Origin of the sequence: Peribacillus sp. FSL E2-0218, from assembly GCF_037992945.1 — a bacterium.
In the GTDB taxonomy this organism is placed as follows: domain Bacteria; phylum Bacillota; class Bacilli; order Bacillales; family DSM-1321; genus Peribacillus; species Peribacillus simplex_B.
Window position 1 is genome coordinate 4,907,649 of the sequence record NZ_CP150304.1, and the last position, 18,089, is coordinate 4,925,737.

General features: G+C 42.0%; 10 protein-coding genes and 1 pseudogene. 7 read left to right on the forward strand and 4 right to left on the reverse strand.

Annotated elements, in window-relative coordinates; all coding sequences use genetic code 11:
* Window positions 1–77: 77 nt before the first annotated feature.
* Window positions 78–3,407, reverse strand: a complete 3,330-nt coding sequence (locus MHI53_RS23805) for a CDP-glycerol glycerophosphotransferase family protein (protein WP_340372453.1) — start codon at window positions 3,405–3,407, stop codon at window positions 78–80.
* Window positions 3,408–4,168: 761 nt separating this feature from the next.
* Here MHI53_RS23805 and tagD point away from each other — a divergent pair.
* The 6 genes and pseudogenes from tagD to MHI53_RS23835 all read left to right on the forward strand — a co-directional run bounded on the left by tagD (window position 4,169) and on the right by MHI53_RS23835 (window position 9,169).
* Window positions 4,169–4,567, forward strand: a complete 399-nt coding sequence (gene tagD, locus MHI53_RS23810) for a glycerol-3-phosphate cytidylyltransferase (RefSeq protein WP_061141227.1) — start codon at window positions 4,169–4,171, stop codon at window positions 4,565–4,567.
* Window positions 4,560–5,723: a CDP-glycerol glycerophosphotransferase family protein gene (locus tag MHI53_RS23815; RefSeq protein ID WP_340372454.1), complete on the forward strand. Its 1,164-nt coding sequence runs from the start codon at window positions 4,560–4,562 to the stop codon at window positions 5,721–5,723. The genes tagD and MHI53_RS23815 overlap by 8 nt, the downstream gene beginning before the upstream one ends.
* 280 nt (window positions 5,724–6,003) lie before the next feature.
* Window positions 6,004–7,041: a LysM peptidoglycan-binding domain-containing protein gene (locus MHI53_RS23820; protein ID WP_340372455.1), complete on the forward strand. Its 1,038-nt coding sequence runs from the start codon at window positions 6,004–6,006 to the stop codon at window positions 7,039–7,041.
* A 386-nt stretch (window positions 7,042–7,427) separates the two neighbouring features.
* A complete protein-coding gene (locus MHI53_RS23825; protein WP_340372456.1) occupies window positions 7,428–7,610 on the forward strand; it encodes a hypothetical protein in 183 nt (60 codons plus the stop codon).
* A pseudogene (locus MHI53_RS23830) lies at window positions 7,559–7,978 on the forward strand (transposase); the annotation flags it as partial. The gene MHI53_RS23825 and the pseudogene MHI53_RS23830, both read left to right, overlap by 52 nt.
* A 264-nt stretch (window positions 7,979–8,242) precedes the next feature.
* Window positions 8,243–9,169, forward strand: a complete 927-nt coding sequence (locus MHI53_RS23835) for an LCP family protein (RefSeq protein ID WP_061141230.1) — start codon at window positions 8,243–8,245, stop codon at window positions 9,167–9,169.
* Between the two features lie 556 nt (window positions 9,170–9,725).
* On the opposite strand, the gene MHI53_RS23840 is transcribed toward MHI53_RS23835, so the two are convergent.
* From MHI53_RS23840 to secA, 3 genes are all read right to left on the reverse strand, one after another.
* Window positions 9,726–11,492, reverse strand: a complete 1,767-nt coding sequence (locus MHI53_RS23840) for an LTA synthase family protein (RefSeq protein ID WP_340372457.1) — start codon at window positions 11,490–11,492, stop codon at window positions 9,726–9,728.
* A gap of 261 nt (window positions 11,493–11,753) precedes the next feature.
* The gene (locus MHI53_RS23845; RefSeq protein ID WP_340372458.1) at window positions 11,754–12,221 is read right to left on the reverse strand and encodes an SLAP domain-containing protein; all 468 of its coding nucleotides are present in this window, start codon (window positions 12,219–12,221) and stop codon (window positions 11,754–11,756) included.
* Entirely contained in the window at window positions 12,218–14,584 is a 2,367-nt protein-coding gene (gene secA / locus MHI53_RS23850) for a preprotein translocase subunit SecA (RefSeq protein ID WP_340372459.1), read from the reverse strand. Before secA ends, MHI53_RS23845 begins: the two co-directional genes overlap by 4 nt.
* A 619-nt stretch (window positions 14,585–15,203) precedes the next feature.
* Between secA and MHI53_RS23855 the strand changes: the two genes are divergently transcribed.
* Window positions 15,204–18,041 (forward strand): YhgE/Pip domain-containing protein, encoded by a 2,838-nt coding sequence (locus tag MHI53_RS23855; protein WP_340372460.1) that lies wholly within the window; start codon window positions 15,204–15,206, stop codon window positions 18,039–18,041.
* Window positions 18,042–18,089 lie beyond the last annotated feature (48 nt).

Consider the following 18,089-nt stretch of genomic DNA (forward strand, 5'->3'; position numbering starts at 1 on the left):
CTTCTATGTGTAGAGGTGCATGTTTCGATTAGGCAGCCCGTTCACCAGATACTAAAAGAACAATACCCTTTAAGTCATCAATCTTCGAAAAATTTATCCACGATTCGCTTTGTAGCTTTACCGTCCTCTATGCCGCAATATTTTTCCCTGAATAGACGATATCTTTCTTTATATTCACTGTTTATTCCATTGATATTGGTAATGGCATCGATAAGCTCCTCGGTCGTTTTCAAAAATGGACCTGGTGCTTCTTTATCAAAATCCATATAGAATCCGCGGATGTTATCTCGGTAATCCTCCAGATCATAAGTATAGTACAGAATCGGCCGGGCAGTATTCGCATAGTCGAACATGACTGAAGAATAATCCGTGATCAATATGTCAGAAATCAGGTATAGTTCCTGTATATCTGAATAATTGGATACATTCATGACGAAATCCCCGAATTCGCTCGGTATGCTGAGGTTATTACTTATGACCACATGCATCCTCAACAATAGGACATATTCATCGCCAAGCGCTTGCTTCATTCTTTCCAAATCGAATTTCAACTCGAAAACGAATTTATTATTTTTCGATGTTTGATTATCCCGGAATGTAGGGGCGTATAAGATGACTTTCTTCCCTTTTGGAATCTTCAGCTTGTCCGAAACGGATTCGGCAATGATGGAAGCGTCTTCCTTATAAAACAGATCATTTCTCGGGTACCCCGTTTCCAATATTTCCCCCTCATATTTAAAGGCACTTCTGAAGGCCGTGGATGCGTATTCGCTCGGTGATATTAAGTAATCCCATGTTTTGGTCGCCGCATGCACCCGATTTAAGTAACCTTCGTCCCTTCCCTGTATCTGTTCTATATCGAATAGCATTTTTTTCAGGGGGGTGCCATGCCAAGTCTGGATATAAGTCGTTTCCTTCCTTTTGCTTATATAGGTAGGGAAATTTTGATTATTTATCCAGTATCCTGCTCTGGCTAAATAATAATAGTATTCCGGGCTTAGGCGCTTTATCAGCTTCGTATTCTTCCCTTTTACAGGTAAATTGCCATTATAGACCCAAACTTTTTTATGTTTATTGTCCCTTTTAAGTAACTCTTCATAAATATACTTCGGACTGTCTGCGAATTGCTTGCCTATTCCACTTTCAAACAGAATGAGGTTCTTATCGACAGGGAGAAGTCTAGACATCATTTTATATGCTTTTTTCATCACAGGGAAATAATATTCACTTTTTCTAAATCGAGTCATAACAAGTTTAAGGAACGGATGGTTATACACTTTAATGAACGTATCTTGATCCTTTTTTGCATGCTGAATCACTTCGAATATTCTCGAATTGGAATGTACATCGCGATATTTTATGAAGCGGTCAGCCTTGTCGATATACTTTTGCTTCATGACAAAATCATTTTTGGCATATTCGGCTAACCTATCCAGCAATTCATCCAATTCATTAACGATTTCACCGGGAAGGTCGTTATCCAAATCCAAATGTGATGGCCTTTTGCCTATGAAACGATTCCTATCGAATTGATAGTAAATCACCGGTTTATGCAGGAAACTAAAGTCAAAAGCGACACTTGAATAATCCGTGATCATGATCGCACTTTCCTTGATCAATCTTTGGACATCCACCTCACCCTGACTTATTACCCTAACTGGCGCATCTTTAAAATAAGCAGTGAATTTCTGCATATTAGGGTGAAGGCAAAAAATGATTTCAAACCCATTTTCTTCAGATAATTCATGTAAAACCGGATGATTCACCAATTTCTGATACCTTTCAAAATACTCGCTTTCCAAAAATATTTCATCGGAAGTGATCCAATCTCTCCAGGTCGGGATGATCAACAGCTGCCGTTTCATTAAAACGTCGTCCTTGAACAGTGAGTCGAACCTGGATAGTCCTGTTGCGAATACTTCTTTTTCGTTATATCCAAAATCGGTTACGATCATATCCTTTTCGAATTCTGAACTTACTAGGAACACATCCGTATTAAAACCGGAAGTGGCCTTTTTTCCATAGTTCGCCACCATGTTTTTCGTACCCATAACACCATGCTGAAGAAACACCTTAACACCCTTAACCCGATTTTTAAATTCAGATGTTCTTAAAGGATATAAATAGTCTGGATGATGTGAAGCAATGATGCGTGTGGACTCCAATGTCTTTTTAATATGATCCTTTGATTTGAAATATAGTACATTTCCAAAGGGCTCGACGTTCTTGGCTTCGACGGAATTTTCTTCTATTACATAATAAACTTCCCTTTCAGGATGTTCTTCCCTCATGTATTTAAAAAAATGATAGCCGGTATCCTGGGCTTTATACGTTCTTTCTCCAATTAACCAGACATCTTTTTTCTTTTTAAATGAACCGAGAATTCGCCTCCACCCCATCATCCTTTTTAAATATCGATAACTTTCTTTAGGGAAATTGAACACTTCCAAAGACAAGTTGGATGCTTTAAAGGTATAGTACGGGTTGACGATAGCCACCGTTTGATCCGACCTGACGTCGGTCTTTTTAGTGAATAGCTTAGCTCTGGTCGTCGGACGCCCTACGCGTACCAATTTCGGCACTTCCTGATCATGCAAATGTAATTTCATGTAAATATCATATATATCATCTTGCAAATCGGCACTGACCAGTTGTTCCAAATCCAGCATCATCTTATATATGTAACGATTCAGCCCATACTTTATGATATGCATTTCACGATTATGGATAAAAGACATATTCGCTTTGTATTCCTTGCCGCTTTGCCTTCCTCTGATGATGCCCTCACCTTTTATGACCTTTGAGTGCTTGGTGAAAATTTGCCCATTAATATGCAACATTTTCGATTTATTGGTTATTTTTTCAATTTGAGACTTAATCATTACTTTAGGGGGATTATTGACATATAGAGATAAATTCCCTTTATTAGTTATCGAAAAAATCATTTGATTATCTTCAAAGGAGTAGAAATTCAGATTTTCAATGTGCGTTTCCTGAAAGCGGCCTAGACGAATCGGATATTCTATATGGATCTGTTCAGATCCTTCTACATATTCAGCTTTATGCTCGATATTAAGGATTGTTTTTTTACTTAGCTTCTCAACTGGAACGGAAATCTTCATATAACAGTCATAAACAGAAGGGTCGCTGCCTTCTAATTTCCGTATTAAATCCGCGAGATTTATGCCAAACTCAAAATTGGCTGAACCGGCAATTTCAGCAATTTTGAGTTTTTTATCTTCATGGTCTCTAGAAAATATCCATATTTCTTTTGCAAAATAATGTTCTTTTGAAAATGCACCTTTTATAAACAACATATTGTCTTTTTGCCCAATGGTCAGAACTTGTTTAAGCTTAATTTTAGGAGTTTTTGTTGCTTTTCTTTTTCCAAGAAGCTTCTTTATCATTTTAAACCACCTATAACAAATTATTTAAATAAGATGAATCTATATTGTACGTTAAAATCATAATCTTTTTTGGTTGTAGACTCAATATCATGGAACCGATAATTGAACCGCCCATATATTACCACCCAATCCTTTTTGCTCAGCAGAATGGCCGTTGACTGGCTGAAATCGGTTGGGTGGCCCATCACCCCATTCATGAATGGCATATCGAATGATAGATGTTTGATGTCAAAGCAGGTTCCTTCCATTTAATAAAGGTGTCTTACAATGGTAACCGACAGATTTGGAGCCTATACATGATGCCCCTCTGTCCCCCTCCATTCCTAACGGGTAAGCCCTCCTGGAGTTACTCTAGTTGTTCCCTCCTAAACATGATAAAATGTGATTCATATATGATCTCTCGGGACCATAAGATAAGAGTGATTGGAGTTTGATATTATATTTGTATACTTTTTAATATACTTCTCTCTCCATAGGTACATTATAATTAACGTTCCCTAGAGAAGAATACAATGTAGTCGACATGTAACCTTAACTTAATAGTGTTATCTATAAGGAACATCGATGTAAAAAAATGTGGTTTAATTGTAAATAAATTGTTGTTTATTTGTAAAGCTATTAAGTTATAATTAGTGAGGTAAGACATTTTTGGTTTTGCCGCAGAGGCAAACATTTCATATAGTATTCTAATGGTCCAACTATATATTATTATGACTCATCATATGTAAAGAGAAATAAAGGGTCTTACAGGAGGAATAAAAATGAAGAAAGTAATCACTTATGGTACCTTTGATTTGCTTCATTGGGGACATATCAATCTATTGAAACGCGCAAAAGATTTAGGAGATTATCTTATCGTTGCCATTTCCACTGATGAATTTAATGCTATAAAAGATAAAAAGGCTTATCATAGCTTTGAAAATAGAAAAATGATTCTTGAATCGATCCGCTATGTGGACGAAGTCATACCTGAAGATAAATGGGAACAAAAGAAGGAAGATATCATTCGTGAAGGCGTGGATATCTTCGTAATGGGCGATGATTGGAAAGGCAAATTCGATGAATTATCCGAAGTTTGTGAAGTGGTCTACCTTCCAAGAACGATCGGCATTTCGACTTCCCAAATTAAAGATGACCTTTTACAAGTTACCAATGGCTAAAGAATTCGCGATAGGGATTTATCTTTTATGCTTCAAGATTTTATTCTCTATCTTTAAACTCTTCCCTTTACAAGACAAAACGACCTTTGTCACATCATTCGGGGATAATTGCCAATATATTGCAGATGAAATGGACAAGCAGGACATACCTGTTCAAAAAGTGTTTCTAATGAAGCCGAGCAGTCTTATACATGTGAAGGACGGTGGGAAATCCATCGTCCTTCCGTTTGAATCTAAAAATATCATGGCCTTATTCCAATCGATTTACCATATCGCTACTTCCAAATGGATCATCATTGATAATTATTTTGGCTTTCTTTCTGCGATTTCATTCAAGAAGCAAGTAAAATGTGTTCAAGTTTGGCATGCGGCAGGTGCCGTTAAACAATTCGGCGCAAAAGACCCTTCCATTCAAAACCGTTCTGCCGCTGCACGTAAAAGGTTTTTAAAGGTCTATGATACATTCGATTATGTTACGGCAGGTTCAGACAGAATGGCAGAAATTTATCAAGAAAGTTTTCAATTGCCAGCATCACGCATCCTAAGGACCGGGATACCTCGAACCGATTTCTTTTTCGATGAAGATTCAAAAAAAATGGCACGCCGTGCGTTTCTTGCCAAGTTTCCGGAACTGGAGCACAAAAAAATCATGCTATATGCCCCTACGTTCCGTAATGATGGATTGGATGATGGGAAGATTGCACTCGATTTGGAATTACTGTATAAAGAACTGCACGATGAAAATTATGCCATCCTGCTTAAACTGCATCCCGCTGTTAAAGCAGATCATGATCTTCAGATTAAATTCCCTGGGTTCGTTTATTCTGTAACGAGTGAATTTCATGTCAATCAACTGCTTATAAGTACAGACCTTTTAATAACTGACTACTCTTCCATTCCGTTTGAATTCTCCTTTTTAAATAGACCGATGATTTTCTTTGCCTATGATTTAGCCGAGTATGAACAAGAGCGGGGATTTTGGGAGGATTATACAACATCCATGCCCGGACCGGTGGTATCCACCACGAAGGAGCTGCTGAGGGAAATCCGTTTCTCCGATCGCTCATTAGTGAAGATCGCTCCCTTTAACCAAAAATGGAACCAATACTCGGCAGGAGCCTCAAGCCGAAATGTAGTTGATTATCTTTTTAAATAACAAAAACCCCCTTCATGAATGAAGGGGGTTTTGTTCGTATAACCGTCATTTTTTTTGTAAAAAAAGGGTATTTTAACAGCGTGTGACAAACTTTTTGATTTTTCAGACATATATGAAAAAAGACTCATAATATAGAAAATATTGTTGGTTTAATCACCATTTCCAAACCAATATAAACCAGTATAATACTACTATTTTCCCCTTGTAACAAAAATGTAATATTTTTTCGCAGGATTATTTTGTTAGAATAGGGAAAAAGACATATTAGAGGTGGAAAATCGTGAAAAAAAGTGTAGTCGCATTTTCGACAATAGCCATTTTATCTTCAACTTTCGTTTCTCCTGCCCTTGCCGGTACATATACAGTGAAAAGCGGCGATACGCTAAGCAAGATCGCACAGAAACATAATACGACGGTACAAGACTTAAAACAGCTAAATCATTTAAAAACCGACTTTTTGAAAATCAATCAAAAGTTATTGACATCAAACTCCAAAACAACATCAAACCATTCTTCGGTTTCCATGAAAAAAACAAAGAATACCACATATACCATAGTCTCTGGCGATACGTTAACCCGGATAGCGAACAAGCATAACCTGACACTAGCTGAATTGATGAAAATGAACAACCTTAAATCCGACAGAATTTATGCAGGCGCCAAACTTATCGTATCCAAATCAACTACAACCACTACCGTTGAATTACCCAACAGCTCCAAGCCATCCAATGATACACAGCCCCCGGTGAATTCGGCTACATACATTGTGGTGAAAGGCGACACGCTCTCAGGAATTTCCAGAAAGACCAATGTATCAGTAGCGCAGCTTAAAGCGGCCAACTCGTTAAATTCGGACTTAATCAGAGTGGGTCAAAAACTGAAATTAAGCAAAACATCCACTTCTGCCAATCCAGGGAAAAATGATGACAAGATAGAAACACCGAATTCAGGAAGTAAAGTAACCAAGCTCGTTTCCGAAGCGAAGAAATTGATAGGAACGCCTTATTCGTGGGCAGGCGCCTCGCCATCAGGATTCGATTGCAGCGGTTTCATTTACTATACATTTAAGAAGGCCGGATATGAGGTTTCCAGGCTCTCATCCTCCACATACTATGATATGGGCAAAAAGGTGACCTCACCTAAAAGCGGTGATCTTATCTTTTTTGCAACCGGTTCAAATAAACACGTAGTTAGCCATATGGGCATCTACTTGGGCGGAGGTCAGTTCATCCACGCCTCGTCAAGTAAGGGCGTAACAATCACTTCTACTTCAAACTCTTATTTCCAGAGCAGGATCATCGGTTATAAAAGTTTATAAATTGCCATGTCCAGGCTTTCACTTATGGCCTGGACATTTTCATGTCAAAACGACACATCCTCATTCCTTAGAATAAAAAAATCGGCGGCGAAGGGATCAGTACAACCTGACATCCCAGACTGTAGACAAACTCGATGAAAATCGAGTTTGTCTATTTTTATGGCCTGTACAATTTAGACGTTGATTTCCACTCCAGGCACTCGCTTTCCGCGGGCGGTCGGGGAGCCTCCTCGGCTTTGCCTGCGGGGTCTCCCCTAGACGCGCTTTTCCCGCAGGAGTCTCGAACACCCGCTCCAATCAACTTTGTCTTACCTTTTAGATAGAACACTTTTGACTGGAGTCATTTTTGTTTTAAAATTGAAGGATTAAAACTTGAGGTGATGAGGATGCTTTCTAAACATGATTCTATTCAGCGAGATCAACTTGAAATGATTACTTTAGATCAACTGGTGCCACCGAACCATTTGGTTCGTAAAATGGAGGCTGCCATTGACTTCACTTTCATTTATGACTTGGTGTTTACGATGAACACTTTGATTGTTACCTTTGCCCTTCGGGAGAAACTTTAAAGTACTCAACAACAAATAAAGAGGGCTATCGCGAGTACAAATCGCCCAAACAAATTTGTGCAACATGCTCATTTTTATCACGGTGTACGGAAAGCAAAGACCATCAAAAAGTAGTGACACGGCATATCTGGCAAGCATATGTGGAAGAAGCAGATCATCTGCGTCATCATCAAGAGGTAAAACCTATATATGCGAAACGCAAAGAAACGATTGAGCGTGTATTCGCAGATGCAAAAGAAAAGCATGGTATGCGTTGGACTACTTTAAGGGGACTTAAAAAATTGTCGATGCAGGCGATGCTTACTTTCGCTGCCATGAATGTAAAGAAGATGGCCACTTGGACATGGCAAGGTCCTAAAACGGCTTAACATAGCGGCTCGAAGAGCCCAAATCTCGTAACCTTTGGTCAAAATTTCAAAGGAATTTCAAAAGGGGTTCGGAATTTTTTAATTCCGAACCCCTTTTGTCTACAAACTGACTGACATCCTTCGTTTTTTTAAGTGAAAATAGGTAAAAATGCACTCTACCTACAAAAAGATACTATTCTATTTTTAACAGAAAAAAGGTATAGTTAGGGCTAGGCACTTTTTCATACCTTCCATTTTTGTTGGATGGTTCAGGGAGGAATTTAGATGAGATCTGAACATAAAAAGAAGAAAAAGAAACGCAAAACGTTTAAAATAATCGGCTTTACCCTACTTATCCTTTTCATAGGCGCAGGCGTTTATGCAGCCTCCGTTTATCAATCCCTTGCAGGCGCAATTCACACGATGCAGGGAACGGAGCATAAAACGGATAAGCGTGTAGATGATATTAAATTCAAAAGCAAAGATCCCTTTTCAATCCTTATCCTTGGTGTGGATGAAAGAAAAAATGACAAAGGCCGATCAGATACGATGATTGTCATGACAGTCAATCCTAAAAAAGAATCCATTGAATTGTTGAGTTTGCCAAGAGACACACGCACCGAAATCATCGGTAAAGGTACGACTGATAAAATGAACCATGCCTATGCATTCGGCGGAGTTTCCATGTCGATCAACACAGTCGAAGCGTATCTAGACATTCCGATCGATTATTACGTCAAAATGAATATGGAAGGTTTCCAAGATATCGTGAATGCGGTAGGCGGTGTCACCGTCGATAATGATATGGACCTTGCTTATAAAGGCTATACCTTCAAAAAAGGCACGATTGACTTAAATGGTAAAGAAGCCTTGATTTATTCCCGTATCCGTAAGGAAGATCCTCGCGGTGATTATGGACGCCAAATGCGGCAACGCCAGGTTATCCAAGCTGTCATGAAAAAGGGTTCAAGCCTTTCGACACTCACCAATTATGATGATATCTTCAAAGCATTAGGGAAAAACGTTGAAACCAATTTAACCTTCAACGAAATGCTCAGCATCCAGAATAACTATAAATCTTCACTGAAGAACATTGAACAATATACACTTCAAGGTGACAATCAAAGGGTGAATGGCATCTTTTACAACATTGTCCCCGACGATAAAAAACTCGAAGCCCAAAACCGGATCAAAACACATTTGGGATTATAACCGAAAGAGGATGACTTAATTGCCATCCTCTCAGACTTCAGACAAAAAAAGGGTTTCGGAATGATCTCATTCCGAAGCCCTTTTCATTTAAGCAGATACTTATCTAGATCATCATCGGCAACCAACTGTCCGTGGAACCGAATCCGTTTTCTTTCCTAAGCCTTCCTGTTGAGCAATGGGCAAGCCATCTCTGTGCTACATCTAAAGGAAACGAAACATCCAATTTACAAACCCTCCAAAACTGTGGGCTGAAGCTCCATTTCAATCCCCACGCATAGGGCAAGGGAACGCAAGGCAGCGAGACTCCTGCGGGAATTGCGTGTCTACGTGAGACCCCACAGGCGGAAAGCAAAGGCTGGCTCACGGACCGCCTCTGGATAAGCGAGCGCCTGCAGGAAATGAAACGGTCTACTTACAAATCCCCCCAATACTGTAGGCAATTGATATCCTAGCTCTGTTTTCACACAGAATGCAATTAAACATATGTTGGAAATCCAGTCCCACAAAGATTGTAGACAAACTCCCATTGTTACCCGAGTTTGTCTACATCCTTTCTTCAATCCCCCGATTGTTTAAAATAGTCGGTAATGATCACTTGATCACTCAGATCAATTTCCCTTTGGTCTTTTGGTGAGAATTCTTCGACCTTGCCTTCTGCATTTATTTTCATTTGGGAGCCATAATCTCCTTTCAATATCAAGGCACGCCCCTCCTTCCCATTCAGCATGCTTTCGCCAAAGTATGTAGAGCTCTTAATACCAAACAAATCATAAAGGGTCGGTAAAATATCTACCTGCCCCGCTACCTTATCAATCGTTTTTCCTTCCATATCCTGCTGATACATGATGACCGGGATGGGCATATACTTGGCCATCCACTCGTCATCGCTAATCTTACGTCCATAGTACGCTTCAACCGTGGGTTTATCTTTTAAAAAAAGCCCATCATGATCACCGTAAAGGACGATCACGCTGTCCTTCAGCTTGCCGGCATCCTCCAGCTTCTTAACGAATTCGCCGATCGCCGAATCCGTATAATGCATGGCCTCAAAATATTTAGTCAGGTAACTTTCTTCCTTTCCTGCTTCAGGTTTCAACGTTATTCTTTCCTTTGGCAGCGAAAAGGGAACATGACTGGTCAATGTCACAAAAAAAGCATAATACGGATCTTGTTTATCTTTTAAGATCTTATAGCTTTGATTGAAGAAGCTGCGGTCTCCCAACCCCATTGATATGATTTCATCCTGCTGCATATCCTCTATTGAATAATATTCGGAAAACCCCAATGAGGGATACGCATGCTGACGATTCCAAAAGTCCTCCTCATCTCCATGAAAAGCAAAGCTTTGATAATCCGATTTTTTTAACTCTTTGGCAAGGCCAGGAAAGTCATTATAAGGGAACCGAAAAAATGTCGCACCTTGCTTCAAAGGATATACACCCGTATTCGTAATCAGCTCACCATCAGACGAATTCCCGAATACTGTCTGGGGATATACATGCGGAAAATACAATCCTTCTTTGGCAAGTTCATTCATGAAGGGCGTGACTTCCTGTCCGGCACTCTTCTGAAATAGCGGAAATGCCTGTAATGACTCCACCTGGATAAGGATGAGGTTCTTCCCCTTCAGCGAGCCAGATAAGTCATGAAACGGCTTGGTCTTTTTATTGAAGTAATCGGAAACGGCTTTTTTATCATCCGCAGACATCACATGCCTTCCTGAATCCGCAAAGTAGGCATACGTATCCAATACATGATGTCCAATCGGACCCCAGTTCCGCAAAAACGTATTCGCCTCATAGCGCCGGGTGATATCGACTTTGTCGATGAAAATATTTTTTACCGGCTTAAGCCCCGCGACCATCAGGAATAGCAGTGCCGGTATAAGCGCCATGTGCTTGAGGGGATATTTCTTTTTCACGAACGACTCGGCGATTGGAATGCCCACCAGAAGAAAGAGGGCATCCTTGATTTCCATCATGCTGAATATACTCTCACCCAGCCCATTCAGATTACTTTTTTGCATCCACAAATAAGAATTCATGGGTGTCGCGTAATAACGGTAAAACCAAATATCGGCAAGGAAAAAGGCCATGATCGATAGTAAGGACAGTGAAAAAAACGCTCCTTTCACGACCCTGTTCGATACCCACTCCTTCAGATAAACAATAAAGCCGGCAATGCCTACGATGATCGTGATTATTCCTATAGAGAGATGATTGCCCATCTTGGCATTCGTATATATGAAAAGCATGGTCACGATTGAAACCGACAAAATCTCTAATAGCCTCTCCTTCAATCGCTGGTTAACGTTATCCTTCATGCTCCTGCCACTTTCCTCTTCATGATTTCCAGGGTCAGGCCTGGTTACGGAAGATTCTTATAAATATTACTTAGCGTTGCCATTTATGAAACTTTGCAGACAGAAAACATAAAACAGGATAAATAATTGGCATAAAAAAAAGCCTCCATCAATGGATGAGGGCTTTCCTTGTTGCTAAACTCCTTCTTCATTCTCGCATTTCACAGGCAGGCAAAAAAAGGAGAACCCCTTTGTCCAGAACATGTGCAGGTTTTCCTACGTTCATGTCCATTCAAACACAATCTGCCAATCATCAGGAATCAATTCCGTCAGCCTATCATGTTCCTCGAAAAGGAATTGCCACGCTATGCTTGAACGTGCAGGCACCTCACCGAGCACCGAAAGATCAAATGCCTTTTTTGCCAATGCTCTTCCGCTCCCATCCACTAACAATATATTCACGACTTCAAACCGGATCGGTTTTTCCAATGAATTTCGTAAAAAAGCGATGGCAATGACATCTTCCTCTTCCCTTACAAGTTTCACCCCGGATATCGAAATTTGATTGGGCTTCAACAAGGGCAGCTGCTGATGGTGAAACCTATAGACGTATTCCTCTTGCTTTGAAATGTGCCAGTCCTCATGAAATAGCAGCGCAGTTTGAACAGCGTCAGCCTCCTTGAGTACGTCATCTTCATTCGAAGCTAACCAAACTTTCCTTTCATTGATTCCTTTATTAAATAAACTCATCCATCACCACTCTCCTCATGGCCGCTCTTCATATATTCCAAAAAATGAATACTGATTTCCTCCTCGATAGTTCTTAACATCATGTTGAATCGACTAAGCGCTTCCTTCTCAAACAACATATACGGATCCTGTTGACCATATCCGCTCAAGCCAACCCCTTCCTTCAAACCATTCATTTCGTCTAAATGATTCCTCCAATTGGCATCAATATGGTGCAGGATGAAAGTACGCAGCTGGTTTCCACAGTCTTTAGCGTCCTGAAAGATTTCCAGCCTCTGTTTCATTTCAGCTAAAGTCCCCATCGCCTTGGCTTCAACTAGATGAACATCCAATTTGCCAAAATCACTTACCTGCCAGTCCAAGGAAGGAAAAACAAAGGAAAGCTCTTCAATCAAGGCGGAAGGCCCAGGCTCATCCGTATGCTCAGGATAATATTTCACTACGAGCCTGCGAATGTATTTTTCGATATATTCAAGTAAAGCAGTATGCAGCCGTTCCGTCTCCAAATCAAGAATTCGATCTCTCATTGCGTAAATGATTGTACTTTGTTCATTCAGGGCTTGCTCCAGCTTGAATAAATGGGTACGGCTTGCTTGATGCTGCTGCTCGATCGTTTCCTGAACCTTCCTCACGAATTTATCAGGTGCAGGGCTAACCACCAACCCTGTCTCATCCGTTTTGATTTTCTTTAAGTACCGTTCCATTTCTTCTTCATCGTAGTAATCAAACAACTCATCCTCCAAGGAAATGATGAATTGAGTGGACCCTGGTTCACCCTGCCTGCCTGCACGTCCTCTAAGCTGCATATCAATCCGATTGCTTTCGTGCCGCTCCGTACCGATGATGTGAAGACCTCCCAGATTCTTTACAGCTTCATCGAGTAATATATCGGTCCCTCTTCCAGCCATGTTCGTTGCCAGCATCACCTCGTTTTTTCTCCCGGCCTTGGCGATGATTTCAGCCTCATCCTTTTCCGTCTTCGCATGCAGGATCTGATGCTTAACTTCCACACGCTTTAAATGAACCGATATTTTTTCAGATTGCTCGATTGAGGTCGTTCCGATTAGGATCGGCCTTCCTTCTTCATGAATTCGTTTTACAGCCGTGACGATTTGATTGATTTTGCCGATTTCATCCTTATAAATCAAATCCGGCTCATCCGAGCGAATCATCGGCTTATTGGTGGGAATTTCAATCACAGGAAGCTGATAGGTTTCCCAGAATTCCGCCTTGGATGGCATGGCACTGCCTGTCATCCCGGACATTGATTGATATAAACGGAAATAGTTTTGTAGCGTTATCGCAGCCTGCGTTTCATTCTCTGCGGAAATCTCGAGGTTCTCTTTTGCTTCAATGGCTTGCTGAAGACCATCGCTGAAGCTTCGTCCCTCCATCACCCTGCCCGTGAACTTATCGATCAAGGAAATCCGACGGTCGATGATGATGTAGTCTACATCCCGTTTCATGATCGCATGGGCTTTAAGCGCCTGTGATATATTGTGTAATAGCTCCCGATGTTCCAGGTCATACAGATTGTCGATGCCAAAGGCCCGCTCAATCTTGGATGCACCTTGATTGGTAAAATAGGCGGCACTTGATTCCACCGAGACCTCATAATCTTCGTCTTTTATAAAGGACTTCATGAATTGTGCCGTGATTTCGTGAAGCGCGGTCCCTTCACCGGAATGACCCGCAATGATCAATGGTGTCCGTGCTTCATCAATCAAGATGCTGTCAATCTCATCGACAATGACAAAGTTGTGGCCTCTTTGCACCTTTCCCGCTCTCCGTAAAACCATCTGATCACGCAAATAATCGAAGCCGAATTCGGTTGCCGTTCCATACGTGATATCTGCCGCATAGGCTTCACGTTTTTCAGCGGCCTCCATGCCGGATATATTCAAACCAACGGTCAGCCCTAAAAATTCATGGATTTGACCCATCAGCTCTTTATCTCGTCTGGCCAAATATTGATTGGCCGTAATGATATGGACACCCTTTCCCTCCAGCGCCTGCAAATAGCTAGGTAAAGTTGCTGCAAGCGTCTTTCCCTCACCCGTATTCATCTGGGCTATGCCCCCTTCGTTCAGGACGAAGCCGCCCAGTAGCTGAACGTCATGGTGCCTTAGCTTCAACACCCGTTTAGAGGCCTCCCGAACGACCGCGAAAGCATCGGTCTGAATCTCGCTCATATTTTTCCCGGCATCCAATTCGCATTTGAATTTATCCTTCATTCGCTTTAACTCTTGATCTGAGCATCTTTCATATTCACCTTCAAGCCGGTTCACAGCATCTGCCAATTTATATATTCGCTTTAGATCTTTGGAGCTTTCCTTGAAGAACTTTTTCATACCCGTTAGCATATGGTCCCCTCTTCTACTATTTCAATTGAACTCTACTGAAAGTATATCAGTTATATATTTACTGTTTATTAAAAATCATCTATATATTGCAATCAATAGTAAATCTTTTTTTCCGTTTCCCCCGCTATCGGGTCCAAGATGTGCATTCTTTCTTTTTTTAGACTGATTTCGTATAGGTTGTTGCTATTCCCCAGTAATGCGGTGTGGCCGATTGGGCTTTCAACGGCGCGGGCAGGAGTCCGCTGCTCCGCTCCAACCAACCTTAAATCGTCTCGTTTTAAAAACAACAACCTTAACGAAACAGCCTTTTTTCAAAATAAAAATTACTATTCGATTTTCAAAAACAGTATAATATTTCTTCCTTACTTTCGTAGAACAATAATGAATGAACACCCATTCATATTGACTTTTCATTTTCACATCCGACTAAAGAAGCGTTTATTAGACAAACGAATCATTATTCTTTGAAACTTTCTAACTAATTAGGCCGAAAAAACTTGAAAATATTTGTAAAATCGAAGGAGGATTTAGCAAATCTAGTCAGAATATACTGTGTTATGAATTAGGCGGGACATTTCCCACCCCATTCATGACTATCAAAGCATATAGGGGGTAATGTATGAAAGGTTCAGGGTTACGGTTTGGCGGCTCCACAAATAGGGCTGGTTGGATCATTGCCATACTAGCAGTCTTATTCATTCCATTCATTTACGCAGCACTCATTCTAACTGCTAAGTGGGGTCCGTACGATCATTTGTCTAATTTGCCGGTTGCCGTAGTCAATAAGGATGCAGGTAGTACGTTGGGAGATAAACCGGTTAATGTCGGTAAAGATTTAGTAGCGGAGCTAAGGAAAAGTGATACCCTTGGCTGGGATTTTGTCGATGATAAAACGGCAAAGAAAGGCCTTCAGAATACAGACTATTACATGGTCATCGAAATTCCGGAAAACTTCTCTCAAAATGTAACGACGGTCTTAGACGAAAATCCTGTTAAACCTGAATTAACATATATTCAGAACGAAGGGCTGCATTACATGGCGGCTCAAGTCACAAAAAGCGCCACTGAACGCATTCGTGAAAATCTGTCGAATAAAGTGACGGCCAGTTATACGACGGCCCTTCTCTCGCAAATGGCCGGAATTGAAAACGGTTTCAACGACGGAGCTGGCGGCTCACAAAAAATCAATGACGGAGCTGGGAAACTAAAAAGCGGTACGGCTCAAATCCTCGAATCCTTGCAGCAAAAAGCGCCTGATATCGACAAGCTAGCAGGGGGGGCAGCCCAATTAAAGGTCGGAACGGGAACCATGTATAACTCATTGGCAGGTAAGCAAGCGGATATCGGTAAATTGGCGGATGGGGCTAACCAAGTCGATACCGGTATGCAGCAGGTAAACGGCGGCGCCCGGAAATTAGATGCAGGCATCCAAAAATTGAATATCGGCATGACCGAATTGAATTCCGGTGCCCAAAGGCTCAACGGCGGCCTTAATGATGCCAATACGGGAGCGCAAAAGCTTAGCGGCGGGGCCAGTCAGGTGGATGATGGCGCTCATGCCGTTTATGCAGGGGCAAGGAAGTTAACCGGAGGCGTCAATCAAGTCAATGATGGCGCACAAAACCTAAAGGATGGGGCAGGCTCCCTTTATACCGGGGCAAAGGAATTATCCGGGGGCGCCAATCAAGTGAATGATGGCGCACAAAAGTTAAATAAAGGCGTGAAAGATTTAGCCACTGGGGCAACATCCCTGAATGGAGGAGCAAAGCAAGTATTGGATGGCTTGGAACATGCTGAATCAGGCAGCAATGAACTGAAGACCGGTTTATCACAACTGGAAGCTGGCAGTAGCAATGCTGCCAAAGGAGCGGCTGCCGTGGATGCAGCAGTTGGCCAGTTGGCCCCGGGTTCAAAGGATGTAGTGCAAGGTATCAAAAAGCTTGGAGAACAAGTTCCAGGCCTAAAAGACAGCCCTGATTATCAGCAGTTAGTAGCTGGAAGTGAAAGGGTCGCGGGAGGTTTGAGCGATTTGGCTGGCCAAACCCCAACCTTGGCTGGGGGAACGGACCAAATTTCACAGGGACTAAAAGACGCTTTAAAGGGCTCGACTGATTTAGAGGCGGGACTGAATGGGTTGCTGGAAGGGCAAAAACGGGTATATGGAGGAACCCAAGATGTCGTCCAAGGGGCAAACCAACTATCAGATGGTGCCGAAAAGGTTGCCGATGGGACAAGCAGTGTGGCTTCAGGAAATAAGAAATTGGCTGATGGTTCAGGCGCTGTGGCAAACGGCTCGAGAGCACTTGCCGATGGCACCCGTTCAGTAGCTGAAGGAAGTGAAGCCTTGACTGCTGGCTCAGGCGCGGTTGCCGACGGTACCCGTTCGGTGGCTGATGGCAATAAAGCATTGGCTGAAGGCACAAGCACACTGGCCGAAGGCTCGGCAGCACTTTCCGATGGGATCGGTTCGGCAGCTTCCGGAAGTAATGAACTAGCAAGTGGTTCAGGCAAATTGGCTGACGGAACAGGTGAGCTTGCAGCCGGAACCGGAGCCGTAGCTGCCGGTAACCAAACCGTAATGGCTGGCTGGAATCAGTTAACAGCGGGTGCAAACAAGCTAAATGAGGGGATGATCCAGGTAAGTGACGGTACGAACACCGTAAAAACTGGTTGGGGCCCTTTAGCTGATGGTGTCCATCGAGTGGATGGCGGTTTAGGTGCCATCAAAGATGGCAGCAAGGAGCTGGCGGCTGGACTTTCAGGCGGCGCCGGTAAATTGAGTAACATCCACGCGGACCAACCGAATATCGACATGTTCGCCGCACCCGTCCAATTGAGCGGGAAGGCCATCCATGCATTCCCTAAATATCGCTATGCTAATGCGCCATATATCCTTTCATTAGCGCTATTTGTAGGTGTTTTGGTCATGGCATGTCTTTTCGACTTACAAAAGCCGGCCATTACAGAAATCTCGGCCTTCAGATGGTATGCCAATAAGCTAGGAACGATGGCGGCGTTTGCCGCGGCACAGGCGCTAATCGCCTCCATTTTCGCGTCTTTTTATTTGAAATCAACGTTTACAAATGGCCTCATGCTGGTTTTATTCTCGATATTCGTCAGCTTAACCTTCCTGGCGATCGTGTTTTTCCTAGTCGTACTGGCAGGCAATATAGGCAGATTCATTGCATTTGTATTCCTGGTTTTACAACTATCCACAACTGGTTCAAGCTTGCCTGTGCAAATGCTTCCTGAAAACCTGGAAAGAATGAGTCATTTTCTTCCGCTTACGCATTCAATCAATGGCTTTAAATCAATCATATCCTTAAACAATCATGATTTATTTTGGTCGAGTGTAAGCGTTCTTGGCGCTTTCCTTCTCGTGTTTACGCTTCTTTCGCTAACAGCGATCTGGTTCAAGGCAAGGCGCACTTCGCAACAAGCACATATGGAAGCATAACGCCCATCCCCTCCTGAATATAAGGAGGGGATTTTTTATGGACTTTTA